The sequence below is a fragment of the Janthinobacterium sp. ROICE36 genome, from assembly GCF_002869965.1.
Taxonomy (GTDB): domain Bacteria; phylum Pseudomonadota; class Gammaproteobacteria; order Burkholderiales; family Burkholderiaceae_D; genus Janthinobacterium.
On record NZ_PEBS01000001.1, the window covers coordinates 184,600 to 201,225 of the forward strand.

The 16,626-nt window shown below is 61.4% G+C and carries 17 protein-coding genes; 9 read left to right on the forward strand and 8 right to left on the reverse strand.

What is annotated here, in order from left to right:
- Positions 1–62 precede the first annotated feature (62 nt).
- Positions 63–1,415: a metalloprotease PmbA gene (gene pmbA / locus CSZ94_RS00785; RefSeq protein WP_102119735.1), complete on the reverse strand. Its 1,353-nt coding sequence runs from the start codon at positions 1,413–1,415 to the stop codon at positions 63–65.
- Positions 1,416–1,507: 92 nt separating this feature from the next.
- Between pmbA and yjgA the strand changes: the two genes are divergently transcribed.
- The 3 genes from yjgA (at position 1,508) to CSZ94_RS00800 (ending at position 3,476) form a co-directional block, all read left to right on the forward strand.
- Positions 1,508–2,107 (forward strand): ribosome biogenesis factor YjgA, encoded by a 600-nt coding sequence (gene yjgA / locus CSZ94_RS00790; protein ID WP_102119736.1) that lies wholly within the window; start codon positions 1,508–1,510, stop codon positions 2,105–2,107.
- 74 nt (positions 2,108–2,181) lie between these two features.
- The gene (gene mog / locus CSZ94_RS00795; protein WP_102119737.1) at positions 2,182–2,811 is read left to right on the forward strand and encodes a molybdopterin adenylyltransferase; all 630 of its coding nucleotides are present in this window, start codon (positions 2,182–2,184) and stop codon (positions 2,809–2,811) included.
- Positions 2,808–3,476, forward strand: coding sequence for an alpha/beta hydrolase (locus tag CSZ94_RS00800; protein WP_102119738.1), 669 nt, complete (start codon positions 2,808–2,810; stop codon positions 3,474–3,476). The genes mog and CSZ94_RS00800 overlap by 4 nt, the downstream gene beginning before the upstream one ends.
- A gap of 56 nt (positions 3,477–3,532) precedes the next feature.
- Here CSZ94_RS00800 and CSZ94_RS00805 read toward each other — a convergent pair whose 3' ends face one another.
- The 5 genes from CSZ94_RS00805 to CSZ94_RS00825 all read right to left on the reverse strand — a co-directional run bounded on the left by CSZ94_RS00805 (position 3,533) and on the right by CSZ94_RS00825 (position 9,251).
- The gene (locus tag CSZ94_RS00805) at positions 3,533–5,080 is read right to left on the reverse strand and encodes a S1C family serine protease (RefSeq protein WP_258000700.1); all 1,548 of its coding nucleotides are present in this window, start codon (positions 5,078–5,080) and stop codon (positions 3,533–3,535) included.
- Between the two features lie 95 nt (positions 5,081–5,175).
- Positions 5,176–5,742 carry a carboxymuconolactone decarboxylase family protein gene (locus CSZ94_RS00810; RefSeq protein WP_102119740.1) on the reverse strand — a complete coding sequence of 189 codons (567 nt, stop codon included), beginning with the start codon at positions 5,740–5,742 and terminating at the stop codon, positions 5,176–5,178.
- A complete protein-coding gene (locus CSZ94_RS00815; RefSeq protein ID WP_102119741.1) occupies positions 5,742–6,590 on the reverse strand; it encodes a fumarylacetoacetate hydrolase family protein in 849 nt (282 codons plus the stop codon). Before CSZ94_RS00815 ends, CSZ94_RS00810 begins: the two co-directional genes overlap by 1 nt.
- Positions 6,535–7,884: an MFS transporter gene (locus CSZ94_RS00820; RefSeq protein WP_180977307.1), complete on the reverse strand. Its 1,350-nt coding sequence runs from the start codon at positions 7,882–7,884 to the stop codon at positions 6,535–6,537. Before CSZ94_RS00820 ends, CSZ94_RS00815 begins: the two co-directional genes overlap by 56 nt.
- Before the next feature lie 2 nt (positions 7,885–7,886).
- Positions 7,887–9,251, reverse strand: coding sequence for a KamA family radical SAM protein (locus CSZ94_RS00825; RefSeq protein ID WP_258000701.1), 1,365 nt, complete (start codon positions 9,249–9,251; stop codon positions 7,887–7,889).
- Positions 9,252–9,534: 283 nt separating this feature from the next.
- On the opposite strand from CSZ94_RS00825, the gene CSZ94_RS00830 reads away from it, so the two are divergent.
- Both CSZ94_RS00830 and CSZ94_RS00835 read left to right on the forward strand, forming a co-directional pair.
- Entirely contained in the window at positions 9,535–9,999 is a 465-nt protein-coding gene (locus tag CSZ94_RS00830) for a cache domain-containing protein (RefSeq protein ID WP_102119743.1), read from the forward strand.
- A 68-nt stretch (positions 10,000–10,067) separates the two neighbouring features.
- A complete protein-coding gene (locus CSZ94_RS00835) occupies positions 10,068–11,762 on the forward strand; it encodes a methyl-accepting chemotaxis protein (RefSeq protein WP_102119744.1) in 1,695 nt (564 codons plus the stop codon).
- Here the strand turns inward: CSZ94_RS00835 and CSZ94_RS00840 are convergent.
- The gene (locus tag CSZ94_RS00840) at positions 11,759–12,337 is read right to left on the reverse strand and encodes a DNA-3-methyladenine glycosylase (protein ID WP_102119745.1); all 579 of its coding nucleotides are present in this window, start codon (positions 12,335–12,337) and stop codon (positions 11,759–11,761) included. The two genes, CSZ94_RS00835 and CSZ94_RS00840, sit on opposite strands and share 4 nt — an antisense overlap.
- A 289-nt stretch (positions 12,338–12,626) precedes the next feature.
- Between CSZ94_RS00840 and CSZ94_RS00845 the strand changes: the two genes are divergently transcribed.
- Both CSZ94_RS00845 and CSZ94_RS00850 read left to right on the forward strand, forming a co-directional pair.
- Entirely contained in the window at positions 12,627–13,493 is an 867-nt protein-coding gene (locus CSZ94_RS00845; RefSeq protein WP_102119746.1) for an HDOD domain-containing protein, read from the forward strand.
- Between the two features lie 106 nt (positions 13,494–13,599).
- Positions 13,600–14,808, forward strand: coding sequence for a hypothetical protein (locus CSZ94_RS00850; RefSeq protein WP_102119790.1), 1,209 nt, complete (start codon positions 13,600–13,602; stop codon positions 14,806–14,808).
- A gap of 22 nt (positions 14,809–14,830) precedes the next feature.
- Here the strand turns inward: CSZ94_RS00850 and CSZ94_RS00855 are convergent, their stop codons facing one another.
- Positions 14,831–15,355, reverse strand: a complete 525-nt coding sequence (locus CSZ94_RS00855) for a DNA-deoxyinosine glycosylase (RefSeq protein WP_102119747.1) — start codon at positions 15,353–15,355, stop codon at positions 14,831–14,833.
- Between the two features lie 95 nt (positions 15,356–15,450).
- Between CSZ94_RS00855 and CSZ94_RS00860 the strand changes: the two genes are divergently transcribed.
- Together CSZ94_RS00860 and CSZ94_RS00865 are read left to right on the forward strand one after the other, a co-directional pair.
- Entirely contained in the window at positions 15,451–15,879 is a 429-nt protein-coding gene (locus tag CSZ94_RS00860; protein ID WP_102119748.1) for an Mpo1 family 2-hydroxy fatty acid dioxygenase, read from the forward strand.
- Between the two features lie 142 nt (positions 15,880–16,021).
- Positions 16,022–16,471 (forward strand): glycine zipper 2TM domain-containing protein, encoded by a 450-nt coding sequence (locus CSZ94_RS00865; protein WP_102119749.1) that lies wholly within the window; start codon positions 16,022–16,024, stop codon positions 16,469–16,471.
- Positions 16,472–16,626 lie beyond the last annotated feature (155 nt).

Here is a 16,626-nt window from a genome sequence, read left to right on the forward strand (position 1 = left end):
AAAACACAGGGACAAGAAAAAAGGCGCCAGCGGCGCCTTTTGACAAGGAGGAATGCCTGCGTTCAGCCGCCCGCCACCACCATGCTCTCGACGAGGATGGAACCCGTCTCTTTGGTGCCACGACGGAGCACATCAGCGCCCACGGCGACGATGTTACGCAGCATGTCCTTCATGTTGCCGGCGATGGTGATTTCTTCCACCGGGTACTGGATCACGCCATTTTCCACCCAGAAACCGGAGGCGCCGCGCGAATAGTCGCCCGTCACGTAATTGGTTCCTTGTCCCATCAGTTCCGTCACCAGCAAGCCCGTACCCAGCTTTTTCAACATGGCAACAAAATCGTCGGTGGCGGCCGTCTGGCTGGACGTCAGGTACAGATTGTGCGAGCCGCCCGCGTTGCCCGTCGTCTGCATGCCCAGCTTGCGGGCCGTGTAAGTCGACAGGAAATAACCTTGCACCACGCCATCCTTGACGACATCGCGACTGACGGTTTTCACGCCCTCTTCGTCGAACGGCGCCGAACCGACGCCGCCGATCACGTGCGGGTCTTCAAATATCTGCACATGCGCGGGCAGCACTTGCGTACCCAGGGAATCGTTCAGAAAAGTGGATTTGCGGTACAAGGCACCGCCCGAGGTCGCTTGCACATAGGTACCCAGCAAACCGGCCGCCAGCGGTGCCTCGAACAGCACGGGGCAGGTGCGCGTGCCCAGTTTGCGCGCGTTCAGGCGCGACAGGGCGCGTTCGGCGGCGTAGCGGCCGATGGCTTCCGGACTCGACATTTTGGCGGCGTCGCGCACGGACGAATACCAGTCGTCGCGCTGCATCCTGACCCCCTTGCCGGCGATGGGTGCTACGGACAGGGTGTGGCGCGAAAACGGGTAGCCGCCGATGAAACCGCGCGAATTGGCGGAAACAAAATGCGATTGCTGCACGTGCACGCCAGCGCCTTCGCTGTTGGTGATGCGCGGGTCGACGGCAAACGCGGCCGCTTCGGCCCGCTGGGCCAGCACGACAGCGTCTTCGGCGGAAATGCCCCAGGGATAGAACAGTTGCAAGTCACGGGGGGACATTTCCAGCAGGTCGGCGTCGGCCAGGCCCGCGCAATCGTCCTCGGCCGTGAAGCGGGCGATGTTGTAGGCCGCGTCCACCGTGGCGCGCAGGGCGCACGGCGAGAAATCGGACGTGCTGGCATTGCCCCGCTTCTTGCCGACAAACACGCTCACGCCCATGCCCTTGTCTTTGTTTTGCTCGATCGTCTCGATCTTGCCTTTTCGTACAGAAACGGACAAGCCACTGCCTACACTGACTTCGACGGCAGCGTCGGTGCCACCCGCTTCCCGCACAAAAGACAACACATCACGGGCTAGTTGCTGCAATTGCTCTTGACTATGGGTAAATACGGAGTCGTTCATGCGCTGTTTTCTTCGGAAAGCCGCTAAAAAGGTTATCATAGCAGTCGTTTACAGTTTACAGGTGCGGCCTACGCGGCCAATCCCGCCTTATCATGCCAAATCCAAACCGGGGAGCTTGCGGCTTCCAATCCACCGAATTCGAACAGGAATATGAACGTCCTTCGAAATCGGAACTCAAGCGCCAGATGACCGTCCTGCAAAAAATGGGGGAAGAACTCGTCAATGAAGCACGCGACCGCGTCAAGCGCGTTCCGATGCCGGAAGACGTGCGCGAAGCCATCCTCGAATGCCAGATGATCCGCGATCACGAAGGCCGCCGCCGCCAGTTGCAGTACGTGGGCAAAAAAATGCGCACGCTGGATGAGGAAGAAGTTGCCGCCATCCAACGCACCATCGATAGCTGGAAAGGCTTGTCGAAAGCCGACACGGCCAATATGCACGCAATGGAGCGCCGCCGCGACAAACTCTTGACGGATGACAAGGCGTTGACCGTCTTGCTGTCGGAAAACCCGGAACTGGACGTGCAGCACCTGCGCACGCTGATCCGCAATGCCCGCAAGGAGCAAGCCGAGAACAAGCCACCCAAGGCCTACCGCGAAATCTTCCAGATCTTGAAAGAGATCGCCAAGAAGAAAAACAGCGGCAAGAAAGATGCCGACGAAGATGACGTTGAGCAAGAAGACGACGAATAAACCCCAGCTCTTGGGCTTGGGTTGACAAAAACCGGGAACCAACCCGGTTTTTTTACGACATAGACAGGTGCCCCATGACCACGATAGAAGACGAATTGATTATCGGCCTCGTGTCGATCTCGGACCGCGCCAGCGGCGGCGTGTATGAAGACCTGGGTATCCCGGCCCTGGAAAGCTGGCTCTCGGCCGCCATCCGCACGCCGTTTCGCGTGGAAAAACGGCTGATCCCGGACGAGCGTTCGCAAATTGAAAACACCCTGATCGACATGGTCGACCTGAGCCACTGCCATTTGATCCTGACGACGGGCGGTACGGGCCCGGCACGGCGCGATGTGACGCCGGACGCCACGCTCAGCGTCGGCACCAAGGAAATGCCCGGTTTCGGCGAACAGATGCGCCAGATCAGCCTGCAATTCGTGCCGACGGCGATTTTGTCGCGCCAGGTAGCCGTGATCCGCGAAACGCCCGAGCGCGCTTGCCTGATCATGAACTTGCCGGGCCAGCCGAAAGCCATCAAGGAAACCCTGGAAGGCTTGAAGGATGCCAACGGCGTGCAACTGGTCAACGGCATCTTTGCCGCCGTGCCGTATTGCATCGACCTCATCGGTGGCCCCTACATGGAAACCGACCCGGCCATCTGCAAGGCCTTCCGTCCCAAATCGGCGCTGCGTCCGGCGCAACCTTTACCTGAGGAAAATACATGAGCACCTTGCTGGTAACCATAGAACTCGACAGCGCCCCGAACCCCACCGTTTCCATCATCTGGATGCACGGCTTGGGCGCCGACGGCAACGACTTCGTGCCCCTGGTCAAGGAACTCGACCTGCGCGGCTGCCCCGCCATCCGCTTCATTTTCCCCAGCGCCGGCACCATGCCCGTCACCATCAACAACGGCTATGTGATGCGCGCCTGGTACGACATCCGCGAAAACGACCTGGTGCGCCGCGAAGATGAAAGCGGCTTGCGCGCCTCGCAGGCACAGGTCGAAGCGCTGATCGCGCGTGAAAAGGCGCGCGGCATTCCTGCCAGCCGCATTATCCTGGCCGGCTTCTCGCAAGGCTGCGCCATGACCTTGCAAACGGGCTTGCGTCATGCGGAACCGCTGGCCGGCCTGATGTGCCTGTCGGGCTACCTGCCGCTGGCCGACAAGACGGCGCTTGAGCGCACGCCAGCCAGCCTGGAAACACCGATCTTCATGGCGCACGGCAAGGCCGACCCCGTGGTGCCGATCGCCCGCGCCCAGCAGTCGCGCGACTTGCTCACCGGCATGGGTTACAAGGTGGAATGGCACGAGTACATGATGCAACACTCGCTGTGTCAGGAGGAAATCGACGCCATCGGCGCCTGGCTGAAAAAAGTATTAGCTTAAAGCAAAACAGGCGCGGTGCGCGCCGCGCCTGTTGGTGTACATAACGCCGGGAACGATCAGTTCGCCGGCGTTTTTTCATTCCATATCTTCAACATGTCGGCCGATGCTTCCGAACGGATGCCGTTATCCGTCAGCACCGATTCCGTCGCTGCCAGCATGTCCTTGCGGGGTACGACGACCATTTCCGCATCGCGCTGCTGAAAGCGGAAGGTCAGCAATTCATCCGTCTGGTCGCGCAACAAGGCCACCAGGTGCGCCAGGCTGCGCACGCGCACGCCATTGACGGAATCGACGACCGAGAGGAACCGGGTACTGTAGCCATTCATCAGCTTGTGCGGGAAGAACGGCGCGGCAATCACCACCAGCTCTTCGCGCTCGCTATCGGGCGCATCGCCGCGCCGCGTGGCCAGTGGATTGCCGGCGAACGCCATGCCGCCCAATATCGTGGGGTTGCCATTCGGCGCAGCCATGAATTCCGTGCTGGCGCGCGAAAACACCATGGGTCCGAAAATAAAATAGGATGGATAATTGCCCTGCAGGCTGGCAATGAGCATCGGGTGCGCCGCCGAGACGGGCACCTTGATTTTCAGGGGCGCGCCCTGGCGCACTACCGTCAACGGTAACTGGCCGTCTTTCGCCAACTGCTGCACCCGGTACTGGAAGCGCACGCGGCTGTTGGCATTCAGCTTGACCATGCCCTGGTTGTCGATGGGAAAATCGCCGATATGCGTGATCACGTCCCACTCCTTGAGCGGATAGGCGGCGTCCTTGCTGGCCGGCGTCATCACGACGGCGCCCTCGACACCCTTGGCCAGCTTCAGATAAGTGCGCAGCGCGGGATTTTCCAGCGTTTGCGTCACGTCACGCATGGCCGGCTTGCCCTTGGGCGCACCACTTTCCTGGTCGCGCAGGAACAGCTCGATTTCCTCGTTGGGGATGATGTAGCCGATGTTTTGCGCATTGAGCATGCCGGCAAAGGCCAGGCCGATCATCTTGTCGCCGGCAATCACGGGGCCGCCGCTATTGCCCGGGTTGATGGCCGCATCGATCTGGATGCGCAAGCCGGAGACGGGGAAATTGTAGCGCGCGAATTCGATGCGCGAGACGATGCCCTTGGTGATCGACAGCGAGGTGCCGCCCGTCGGATAGCCATATGCCAGCACCGCATCGCGCACGTCCGGCAAGACATTGGCGCGCGGCACCGCTTTGTGGCTGGCGAAAAAACTGTCGTCGTCGATTTTCAGCAAAGCCAGGTCCATGCCGCGCGAGATGGCCAGCACGGTCGCCGGTATCTTGTCGCCCGCACCATTCGCCTGGATCTGCACCTGGCTGGCATAACCGACCACGTGCGCATTGGTGAGGATGCGGCGGCCTTCGATGACGACACCGGAGCCCGTCACCTCTTGCGGCGCGGCCTTGCTCCAGGGTTTATAGGGGTCCGGCCCGCGCAGGGTGGAAAACACCTTGACGACGGAATTTTCCAGTGCAGACGCACTGGCGGTAGCGCTGGTCTCGGCGGCCAGCGCGCACACCGTCATCAAGGGGCCAAGGGCCAACACTAGGAAGGCGCGGCCCATCAGGGTGATGCACGAACGAGTTTTCATTGAGCTTATTGGCAATGGAAGGGAAGCAAAATTATATATTGAATAATTTCAACTTCATTACACTTTGTCCATCTTTGCCCGAAGAACTACTCTAATCAGGCGGGCAAGGGCGGCACGCCCAAGGCTGGCACCGCCGTCTGCGCCCCATTCATCACCATGGCCAGGAAAGTGTAGTAACCATTGATGCCCATCAAGTCGACCACGCCGTGCTCGCCGAACAGCGCCAGTGCCCGCGCATACGTGGCATCGCTGACGCGCTTGTTCTGCTGCAACTCGATGCAAAAGTCGTGCACGGCTTGCTCGTCTTCTTTCAGGGCAAGCGGCGCGCGCCGCGCGGCAATGGCGTCCACTGCCACTTGCGCGATGCCGTTCTGCACGGCCAGCGGCGCGTGGATGGCCCACTCGACTTGCTGGTCCCACTGGCGCGCCGTCACCAAAATCGCCAGTTCCGACAGCCGCGTGCCGATGGCGCTGCGGTAGCGCAAATACTCGCCCATGCGCTGCGCCGTTTCCATCAGCTCGGGGCTGCGGATCAGCGGCACGAAGGGGCCGTACAGCGCCCCGCGCGGACCGTCGATGATGGCTTGCGCGGCCGCGCGCTGCTGCAGGTCCAGCTGCGCCAAAGGCAGCGGCGGCAAACGGTCAATATCGCTACCGGCCATCAGGCAGTCCAGGCGACCACGTCCTGCTGCTGTTCGCCCAGGCCGGGGATGCCCAGACGCATGCTGTCGCCCTTTTTCAGGAAACGCTGCGGCTTGCGGCCCTGGCCCACGCCCGGTGGCGTACCCGTGGCGATGACGTCGCCCGGTTCCAGGGTCATGAATTGCGACAGGTAGCTGACGATCTGTGCCACCGTGAAAATCATGGTTTGCGTATTGCCGGTCTGCATGCGCTTGCCGTTCACTTCCAGGTACAGGTCCAGGTCTTGCTCGTCGATGACTTCGTCGCGCGTCACCAGCCACGGGCCGATGGGGCCGAAGGTGTCGCAACCCTTGCCCTTATCCCATTGACCGCCCCGCTCCAGCTGGAACGAGCGCTCGGAAATGTCGTTGACGACGCAATAGCCGGCCACGTATTGCAGCGCATCCTCTTCGCTCACGTATTGCGCGCGCGTGCCGATGACGACGCCCAGTTCCACTTCCCAGTCCGTCTTTTTCGAGCCTTTCGGCAGCACGACATTGTCGTCCGGACCATTCAGGCAGGAAATCGCCTTCATGAAGACGATGGGTTCGGCAGGAATCGGCATGCCGGACTCGGCCGCGTGATCCGCGTAATTGAGGCCGATGCCGATGAACTTGCCGACTTTCGCCAGCGGCACGCCGAAGCGTGGGTTGCCGCGCACCAGGGGCAGCGTCTTTTCGTCGAGCTTGGCCAGCTTGCGCAAGGCCTTGTCGGACAGTTGCGCGCCGTCAATATCGGCAATCACGCCGGACAGGTCGCGCAGTTTGCCTTCTTCATCGATCAGGCCCGGTTTTTCCTTGCCTGGACGTCCATAACGAACGAGTTTCATAGTCTTCCTTGGAGTTGATCATTGCCGCTGTGCAGGCTGCCATTTTACCGGATGGCCCGGCGCGCCTGTGGCGGTGAATGAAAAACATCGCAAGTCCCGGCAGCTGCAAGGCCGCCAGCACGCCAAACGCCACCTGATACGCTTGCGGCGGATACTGCTGCAAGCTGTTCAGGGGCCAGCAGCCGAGTATCAGGCCAAAGCCCGCCTGCACCAGGAAGGCGCCCGTAAAAATCAGCAGATTCAAACAGGTGGCCGCCCTGCCCGTCAGGCTGGCCGGCATGCTTTGCGCGACGATTGCATACTCAAGGCCCGTTACCGTACCCAGCAAGGTAAACAGCACGGACAGCATGGGCAGGCTGGGCACGACATTGCATGCCATCGCCACTTGCACGGCGACAAACAGGACGATGCCGGCGCCCGCCACTTGCATGGGTTCAACGCCGCGCCGCCCAGCCCATTCCGTCAGCATGCCCATGCCGATGGCGCCGAAGATGACGGCCGCCATGCCCAGGTACAACATATACGCCACGCTATCATCGGACAAGCCGCCCACGTCGGCCAGCCAGCGCCCCACCCACAAGCCCTGCACGCCAAAGAACACCGTGTGCGGCAGCAGGATCAGCGCGATGGTGCGGCGAAAGCCGGGATCGCGGTACACGCTCCAGACGCTGACCTTGCTCACCTTGCTCATGCCAGCGGCGGGCGCGGGCATGGCTGGCGACAGCAGGCGGATCAGCACGCCGATGGCCAGCGCCGCCAGCGCCAAGCCCAGGAACACGCCGCGCCAGTCCGTGTAATGCAGGGCCAGCTTGACGGGCATGGTGGCCGTGGCCGCACCCAGGCCGCCCACGGCGATCAGATAGCCGTGCACGGACGGCAGGCGCGTGGGCACGATGGCACACGAGATCGCTTTCACGGCGGCCATGAAACAGCCACCCAGGCCTGCCCCCATCAGGGCCCGCGCCCACATCAGCTCGGCAAAGCTGTGGCCCCGGCTGAACAGCCATACGCCCAAGGCCGCCAGCGCCAGCAGCCACAGTTGCACCTTGCGGTGGCCATAACGGTCGAGGGCCATGCCGATCGGTAGTTGCACCAGCGCAAAGGAGAGAAAAAAGGTGCTGGTCAGCAAGCCCAGTTGCGCCGGCGTCAGGGCGATGGCGCCCAGCAATTCCGCCGTCAGCACGGCGTTCACGCCGCGCAGCAGGCACGACAGGTAATGACCGAGCGCAAACGGCAGGAACACCAGGAAAAACACGGCCACGCCGGAACGGGAAGAAGCGCCGGCGCCGTGCATGCTCAGGCGGCCTGTGCCAGGCGGATGATTTTATGCGGCAACTGCGGCATAGGCTCATCCGTCTCGAAAAAGAATTTATCGTGGCCGAACGCGGGCTTCAAATCGTCCATCCACGTGGCTTCCGCATCGAACTTCGCATAAAACGGCCGGCGCACCCAGTCCGGGTTGCGCGCCTGCAAAAATTGCAGGGCAAACAGTTTTTCGCCATGAATGCTGACGATGCCATCGATGACGATCTTGCCGGGAAACGCGCTCATGGAGGGTCCGCGCACCGTGCGCGACAGGCCCGACACCATCTGGTAGGCGGCCTGGAAGATTTCATGTGCCTTCGCCAGCGGCAACTCGAAATAGCCGCGCGGCCCCGTGTCCCGCTCGACAAACATGTAATACGGAATCGCTCCCAGGCGCGTGCCCGTTTGCCACAGCTCGGCCCAGCTTGCCGGGTCTTCATTGATGTGGCGGATCAGCGGACCCTGCATGCGCAAGGTGGCGCCCGTCGACACGATGCGCTTGACGGCGTGCTGCGCAATGTCCTGGCGCAACTCCACGGCATGGCTGTAATGGCCCATCACGGCCAGGTTCTTGCCCGCCTTGACGATGCGCTCGAACAGGCGCAACAAATCGTCCGCGTCGCGGTCGGAGACAAAACGCTGCGGCCAATACGCCACCGCCTTGGTACCGATGCGGATGTTCTGGATATGTTCCAGGCCCGGTTCGAGCAGTGGTTCCAGGTAGGCCGCCAACTGGCGGGCATTCATGATCATCGGGTCGCCGCCCGTGATCAGCACATCCGTCACTTCCGGATGCAGTTTCAAATAGGCGGCCAACTCATGCGACTCGCGCGCATCGAATTTCATGTCATCCATGCCGACGAACTGGGGCCAACGGAAGCAGAAGGTGCAATACGCGTGGCAGGTCTGGCCCGCGCTGGGGAAAAACAGCACCGTTTGCGCATATTTATGCTGCAGGCCGCGCACGGGCGCCTCGTTGACTTTCGGCACGTTATGCGTCATCTGCCCGGCAGGATGGGGATTCATGCCCAGACGGATACCGTGCACATAAGCGTCGATGGCAGCCTTGTCACGCTGCACCAGCACGAGATCGCGCAAGTGCGCGTACTGCTCGGGCGGCAGCATGTCGCGGTGAGGGAAGACGAGGCGGTAGATGGGATCGTCAGGGATGTTGTTCCAGTCGATCAACTGGTCGAGCACATAGGCATTCGTGCGAAACGGCAAGACGTGCGACACCACTTGCACGGCTACCCGCTGCTCTTCCGGCAACCATTCCCACTGCCGCGCCTGATGAATGGTTTGCCGCGTATACGGCTTGAACTTGGGTGGAAACGGCTCGGTAATGAGTGCGGACACGATAGTCTCCTTGCCAATAAATAGCGATAACTTTCATGAAATTGACCCTATATCAGCCAATTCCAGCCTTTTCTCCCACAGGCCATGCCAGCTCTGCATGCTGTGAAAGTCATCATAATTCTTGCCATACAGAACCAAATTGCTACACATCAACAAGCATTCCGATACGTTGCTCGCTGCCTACAAGCAACACCTTAGTTTGTTCCATCGCAATTTGATGGAACCCTCGACGACGTAAATTACGGCTTTGCAACCCATCCCTCGATTCTCACAAGGAGCTGTCATGAAACGCTTATTCACGGGTAGCCTGCTGTGCCTAGCCTTTGCCGGCGGCAGCGGCAGCGTCAGTGCCGCCGTCGAAGCAACGGAAAAAGACGCCATCGCCATGGCCGAACGGGGCGCCGCCTTCATGAAGGCGCATGGCAAGGAAGAAATGATGAAGAAAATCACGGCGAAAGACCCCGACTTCGTGCAGGGCTCGCTGTATGTGGACATGCGTGACATCAAGACGGGCATCGTGCTGGCCCACCCCATCAATCCTTCCATCGTGGGCAAGGATTTGACGGACGTGCCCGACGCGAATGGCAAGAAATATCGCCGTGAAATCATCGAACTGGCGCAAAAGCAGGGCAAGGGCTGGGTCAACTACCAGTACAAGAATCCCACCAGCGGCAAGATCGAGCCGAAGACCACGTATATCTTGCGCGTCAACGATGTGGTGCTGGAAGCGGGGATCTACAAAAAATAAGGCAGCGGCGGCGTACACGAACGCTGTGCGCCGCCTGCGCCTGGAACAGCCATAGCCAGGAGTCAAGCATGCTCAATACACTACGCATCGGACCAAAATTATTGCTGGCGCCCGCCCTGGTCTTGCTGCTGCTGATACTCAGCTCGAGCGGCGCCTGGTATGGCATGGTGCGGCAAAATGCCTCGCTGGAAAACATGGTACGGGTACGCATCACGCATCTGAAAGCGGCCGCCGAAATACTAGGCGAGGCCAGGCACGCACACGGCAATATGTACCAGTTGCTGTCGTGGACGAATGGCAGCTTCGCCAAGGCCCGCATCGACGCGCTGGAGCAACAGATCAAGGCGCGCCACGCGGCCATCGACGCCCAACTGGCCACGCTGCGCGCCACGGCCACGGGTGCCGAGCGCAGCCTGGTCGATGCGGCCATCACGGCACTGGCCGGCTACCGCAAGGCCGTGCTGGAAACCATGGAAATGGCGCAGATGGACCAGTCGATCGCCACCAATTCCATGCTCAAGGCGGAAACGCAATTCGGCCAGTTCAATACGCAACTGGCGCAGTTGTCGGCCCTGGAAACGACGCTCAGCAGCCAGGCCCATGCGACGGCCAGCACCGAGTTTCGCAGCCTGGGCTGGAGCCTGCTGCTGACGGTCCTGCTCTCCATCTGCGTTTCCATCGTGGTGACCATGCTGGTACGGCGCGCCATGCTGGTGGAAATCCGCGGCATTGCCGACGCCGTGCAAGACCTGGCTGCAGGCAAGCTGATCGCCGGTGCGCCCAAGCAGGGCAATGACGAGATCGCCGCCACCTCGCGCGTGCTGGACCAGACCATCGCCAACTTGAACCAGACCTTGCGCACCATCATGGGTGCCGTGCAATCGATCGATACGGCCTCGCGCGAAATTGCCACCGGCAATCTGGATCTGTCGGCGCGCACGGAAATGCAAGCGAGCTCGCTGGAAGAAACGTCGAGCGCCATGGAAGCGCTGACGCAAGCCGTCAATGACAACGCCGACAACGCTCAGTTGGCCTGCGAGCTGGCGGGGCAAGCGTCAACGCTGGCCGTGCAAGGGGGTGCGTCGATGCAGCAGGCGGTGACGACGATGGCGACGATACGGGCCAATTCGCGCCAGATCGTGGATATTATCGGCGTGATCGATGCTATTTCCTTCCAGACCAATATCCTCGCGCTGAATGCGGCGGTGGAAGCGGCGCGCGCGGGCGAACAAGGTCGCGGCTTTGCCGTGGTCGCGTCCGAAGTGCGCACCCTGGCGCAGCGTTCGGCGCAGGCGGCCAGGGAAATCAAGACCCTGATCGCCACGTCCGTGGCCACCATCGATGGCGGCAGCGTGGCCGTGCAGCAAGCGGGCGACAGCATGGGCGCCATCGTGGCCTCGGTACAGCAAGTCAATGACATCATCGAGCGCGTGAAACAGGCCAGCGCCGAGCAAGCCTCGGGCATCACGGAAGTGAATCAGGCCGTCACGCAAATGGACGATGTCACCCAGCAAAATGCGGCCCTGGTGGAGCAGGCGGCAGCGGCGGCGGCCAGTTTGCAGGACCAGGCTGTCAAACTGTCGGCGGCAGTCAGCGTCTTTACCCTGGACGAGCACACCGCCAGGCCCGCCAGCCACACCGAAGACGGGGCATTCCAGCATCCGGCCAGTGTGCAGCAGGACAGGCGCGCGCTGCACAGCCCGCTACGCGGCAAGTCTGCCCAGCGCGGCGCAAGCGCGACGCCACAGCGCCGGCGCAGCTAAGCGGCAGGCGCGCGCATGGGTTTGCTTAAATAGGGCGAACCGGCCAGCACGAAGCGCCACGGCGTTTCCATCGCCTTGGAAATGCCGATGCGCGGCCCCGCCCGTACCGTCACGTGATCCTCGCGGGCCAGCAGCATGAATGGCGGCGCATCGAGCGCCAGGCGGTTGTGCAGATGGCTCACACCGAGTGCCTGGCACACCTTGCCCGGTCCCGAACACAGCTGCCGCAGTTCCTCGACGCCGCGCCGCTCGCGCATGGTATCGAGTCCCGCCAGCGGCTCGATGGCGCGGATCAGCACGCCGGCGCCATGGCCCGCTTCGCGGCACACAAAGTTCAGACACCAGTGGATGCCGTACGAGCGGTAGACATAGGCGTGCGCGGGCGGGCCGAACATGGCCGCATTGCGCGGCGTCATGCCGCCATACGTGTGCGAAGCGGGGTCCAGCCTGTCATACGCTTCCGTTTCCACGATGCGCCCGCCCACGCCGTCGACCAGCACGGTCACGCCGATCAGCTGGCGCGCCACGCTGCAAGAATCGCCCGTAAAATCGATGCCTGCCAAGAGTTTTTTCATGCGGCAATTGTAGCGCCACGCCTGCCCGCACGCACCGGCAGCGGCCTTAAAAACAAATACATCTTACTTTTCTCACCATAAAACAGGGGCTGATTGCGTCGCCAAATGAGCAACATCGGTGGCAATCACGGCAAAAACAGGAATTTTTCGACAATCTATTGTAGAGATGAACTATTGCCATGCATAAACATGGATAATCACCGGGCATTGCACAAGTCGTCCATGCGGCCGTCCATGCGCAGCGCACGACAGAATAAGCACCGGGCACAAAAATGATGATGAAAGCGTGATGATGAGAGCGGCAGCGCAAAAGCAGATAGTGCAGGAAGATCCGGTTGACGCCCTGATGCGTTCCATCCGTATCCCGCCGCGTCCCAGCCTGCTGGTCGACTTGCAGCGCGAACTGGCAGAAGACGCCCCGTCGCCGCGCCGCATCGCGCGCATCATCGCCGACGATGTCGGCATGTCCGGCGCCCTGCTGAAATTGGCCAATTCGCCCTTCTATGGCGCCGCGCGCAAGGCCAAATCCGTCGAACAAGGCATCAACTTTCTCGGCATCAACCAGTGCAGCGCCATGATGACGGGCTTGCTGGCGCGCCAGGCGCTGGAAGCGGAAGGCGTGGAGCTGAACAACTTCTGGGATGTGTCGGCCAAGCGCGCGCGCGCCCTGGTGTTTACCTCGCGCAAGCTGCGCATCGCCCCGCCCGACATCGCCCATACCTTCGGCCTGTTCTGCGATATCGGCGTGCCCCTGCTGATGAACCGCTTTCCCGACTACGTCAAGACGTACGCGGCGGCGGCAAACGATGCGCACAATTGCTTTACCAGCCTGGAAGACGCGCGCCACCAGACCAACCACGCGGCCATCGGCTGCTTGCTGGCGCGCAACTGGGGCCTGTCCTCCGATGTCTCCTGGGCCATCCTGCACCACCACGACTACACGGTGTTGGCCGACCCGTCCACGGACGACGCCATCCGTTCGCTCGTCGCCCTGTCGCTGCTGGCCGAAAAAGGCATTCAGCGCTACCATGGCAACAGTACTTCGCTGGAGTGGGACAAGGGCGGCGAACTTGCCTGCCAGCATCTCGGCCTGTCGCAGGAAGAAGCCGCCGACCTGCTCGACGAGTTGCACGAGATGTTCGATACCGACCATTGAGGTATCAGGCGGCCGCGTCCGCCTGTATGATCCATCCCGGCGCCTGGCATAGCCATGGCGCCCGTTTCCGTTTGCCTGACCTGTATTTCTTAACCTGTTGATCGCCATGCCCAAAAATAAGCGCCCTGTCCCCCGTAAATCCGCCAACACGCCTGAAGACAAGGATGAGTCCGTCACGCGCATGCTGTGCACGATGGCCCTGAACCTGGCGGAGCAGGAAGACAGCGAATCGCAGGGCACGGTGCTGGCCGAGCAAGCCGTCGAGTTCGACCGCCTGATCCGCAAGGCCTTGAATCAAAAGAAAGATGAAATCCTGTACGACGCCATCGAGCGGGCCAAGTACGAAGACGTGGGCGCCTATCAATACTTGCGCAGCCATATAGAGGAAGCCGCGTCCGTCGTGACGTTCCGCCGCGAGAATGCCCCCACCATGGAAATCAACGCCTTCGTCGTGCCCCTGCTGGTGCAAAACACGGGCGGCCTGAAGGAAGCGGACAGCTTCCAGGATCAGGACGCGTTCGAGGCGCTGGTCAAAAGTTTCCAACAGGCAGAACTGGAAAGCCCCAAGGCCAAGGTGGTCTTGATGAGCCATGCCTATGACCTCGATGAAATCGACCGCATCACCTACAGCCATTTACATGAGATGGTGCGCGATGCGTACTCATCGATGACGGACAAGAAAATCGTCGCCACGCCGGGCCTGGAAAACAGCATCGTCGGCTGGAGCGAGACGGCCTTCGGCCCGCAAGACACCGCCATTGAACTGCGCTTCCTGCTGGGCTTTGCCCTCAAGCGCGTGGACGACCCGTTCTATGCGGAACCAAAAGACGAAGCGGCGCTCGACGCCTGGTTCGACGCGCGCATGGCCCGCTACCAGCAGTGGACGACGGAAGTGGGCGACCTGGTGAAACGCTGCCTGGCGCCGGCCGGCAGCGCCCTGGAAGTGAGCTTTTTGTACCAGGATCTGTTCCACGGCGGCAAGGAACAAGGCATGAGCGAGTATGCGATGCTGCAGATGATGTCCGGCATCAACCATGCATTGGCGGAAAACAAGGTGGACGCCGGCGACGTCTCGGTGATCGTCGGTCCGGCCGATGAGCACGGCGAAATGCTGTTGCGCGTCAACGTCAGCACGGCGGGCGGCGAATTGCTGCACAGCGCCGACAAGCCGCTGGACCTGGCCGCCGACCTGCAGGACGAAGTCGACGACATCTGCGATGCACTGGCCACCATCGGCGTGACGCAATTGTCCGTGGCGCTGAAATTCGACGCCAAGGGACAGCCGCTGGAAGCGCAGGCTTACGCGCCAGCGTAAGAAGCTGGCGTGTAAGCCTGCATCAAAACGGATGCAATGTTTTCCATTGCAGCAACTTGGCGCCATACGCCAAGGTGTAGGCGGGGCTGCTCGACGGCAAGCTGACGATGCGGTAGCGCTGCGCGTGTTCGCCCAGCACTTTGATGCCCAGCTTCGCGGCCGTGCCGCCGTTGAAGGCGATCGTGTGCAGCCGTGGCAGACTGGCCGTCAGGGCCACCAGGTCGTTATCGTCGCGGGCGCGGATATTGCTGTCCAGGCTGCCCGTGCGCTGCGCCTGCGCCACCACGTCCCACAGGCCCACGCCGTGCGCCAGCAAGGTGCTCAAACGCGCGGCATAGGGCAGGCCTATCAAATTCACGCCCAGCACTTCGCCCAGCAGCATCCAGAACTTGTTTTGCGGATGCGCATAATACTGGCTGTGGGCCAGCGATTTTTCGCCGGGCAGGCTGCCCAGTATCAGCAAGCGCGTATCGGCGTCGACGACGGGATCGAAGCAGCGCTTGCGCGGGTCGGCAGCAGCGTCTGGCAAGAAGGCAGGGCTATTCACATGAGATGTCCGGAAGGGAAAATGAAGGGCCATTTTACCCGGCCACGCGACGGTGTAGAATTCCCGGACAACCATCCCTGCACAAGAGACTGCCCATGCGCACCATCGACACCCTGCTGGCCCAATATGGCGAAAGCCATCGCAACCACGTCAATGAATGGGTGCACATCGTGTGCGTGCCCCTGATCGTTTTCAGCCTGCTGGGACTGCTGTGGAGCGTGCATCCCAGCGTGGCGCTGCTCGGCAGTATTCTGGCCTTATACTATTATTACAAGCTGTCGCGCGCGTTTGCGGCGGGCATGCTGGCGATGCTGGCCACCATGTTGGGCCTGCTTCTGCTGCTGCCCCCGCTGACCATCCTGCCCATGTCGCTGGCACTGTTCGTGCTAGCCTGGATAGGCCAGTTCATCGGCCATCAAATCGAAGGCAAGAAACCGTCGTTTCTGGACGACTTGCGTTTCTTATTGGTGGGGCCCCTGTTCGTGCTGGGATTTTTGTACCGGCGCCTGCGGCTGGCGTATTGAGCGGCACGCGGCCACGCGGGGCCGGTAACAGATTTTTACTATTCGCAACTAGTTATCTGTAGCAAATGTCCTTATGATAAGTCAGCATCTTTACTGCCGGTCGACGCAATCGGCAACTAACTTTTGTCCAAGGGAGTTCCACATGAAAGCACCTATCATTGCAGTGGCATTGCTCGCCGCCCTGGCCGGCTGCGCCGTACAACCGAACTCGGCTAACGTCTACAATGCGCGCCAGGCGCAGAATGAACAGTCGGTTCGCATGGGTACGGTTGAATCCGTGCGCCAAGTGACCATCGACAAGGGTGAAACGGGCACGGGCGTGCTGGCTGGCGCGGCGCTGGGCGGCGTGGCCGGCTCGACAGTCGGCGGCGGCAAGGGCGCCATCGCGGCCAGCATCCTCGGCGCCGTCGCCGGCGGCATGGCGGGCAAGAGCATCGAAGCGAACGCGTCCAACAAACCCGGCCTGGAAATCACCGTGCGCCTGGACAATGGCGACATGCGCGCCATCGTGCAAGACGCGGACGAACTATTCCGCCCGGGCGAGCGCGTGCGCCTGCTGTCGGATGGCCGCAAGACCCGCGTCACGCATTGATCTGCTTGCCGGCGCATGCGCTCAGCCGAATGCGCCGGCAGCGAGCAAGGCAGACGGGTGCAGCCAGATGGCAATCACAGCGGTCACAACGACATACACAAGCAAGCTCCAGACTTTGATCTGCAGTGAAGCTGGCATGGCGCTCCTCCTTAAGG

What these genes read in the sequence shown, in the direction of transcription:
- CSZ94_RS00845 (WP_102119746.1), top strand. Translation starts at nt 12,627, where the DNA reads ATGATGAGAGCGGCAGCGCAAAAGCAGATAGTGCAGGAAGATCCGGTT.
- CSZ94_RS00805 (WP_258000700.1), bottom strand. Translation starts at nt 5,080, where the DNA reads ATGAAAACTCGTTCGTGCATCACCCTGATGGGCCGCGCCTTCCTAGTG.
- CSZ94_RS00815 (WP_102119741.1), bottom strand. Translation starts at nt 6,590, where the DNA reads ATGAAACTCGTTCGTTATGGACGTCCAGGCAAGGAAAAACCGGGCCTG.
- CSZ94_RS00820 (WP_180977307.1), bottom strand. Translation starts at nt 7,884, where the DNA reads ATGCACGGCGCCGGCGCTTCTTCCCGTTCCGGCGTGGCCGTGTTTTTC.
- CSZ94_RS00860 (WP_102119748.1), top strand. Translation starts at nt 15,451, where the DNA reads ATGCGCACCATCGACACCCTGCTGGCCCAATATGGCGAAAGCCATCGC.
- pmbA (WP_102119735.1), bottom strand. Translation starts at nt 1,415, where the DNA reads ATGAACGACTCCGTATTTACCCATAGTCAAGAGCAATTGCAGCAACTA.
- CSZ94_RS00850 (WP_102119790.1), top strand. Translation starts at nt 13,600, where the DNA reads ATGCCCAAAAATAAGCGCCCTGTCCCCCGTAAATCCGCCAACACGCCT.
- CSZ94_RS00830 (WP_102119743.1), top strand. Translation starts at nt 9,535, where the DNA reads ATGAAACGCTTATTCACGGGTAGCCTGCTGTGCCTAGCCTTTGCCGGC.
- CSZ94_RS00840 (WP_102119745.1), bottom strand. Translation starts at nt 12,337, where the DNA reads ATGAAAAAACTCTTGGCAGGCATCGATTTTACGGGCGATTCTTGCAGC.
- yjgA (WP_102119736.1), top strand. Translation starts at nt 1,508, where the DNA reads ATGCCAAATCCAAACCGGGGAGCTTGCGGCTTCCAATCCACCGAATTC.
- CSZ94_RS00835 (WP_102119744.1), top strand. Translation starts at nt 10,068, where the DNA reads ATGCTCAATACACTACGCATCGGACCAAAATTATTGCTGGCGCCCGCC.
- CSZ94_RS00800 (WP_102119738.1), top strand. Translation starts at nt 2,808, where the DNA reads ATGAGCACCTTGCTGGTAACCATAGAACTCGACAGCGCCCCGAACCCC.
- CSZ94_RS00810 (WP_102119740.1), bottom strand. Translation starts at nt 5,742, where the DNA reads ATGGCCGGTAGCGATATTGACCGTTTGCCGCCGCTGCCTTTGGCGCAG.
- mog (WP_102119737.1), top strand. Translation starts at nt 2,182, where the DNA reads ATGACCACGATAGAAGACGAATTGATTATCGGCCTCGTGTCGATCTCG.
- CSZ94_RS00865 (WP_102119749.1), top strand. Translation starts at nt 16,022, where the DNA reads ATGAAAGCACCTATCATTGCAGTGGCATTGCTCGCCGCCCTGGCCGGC.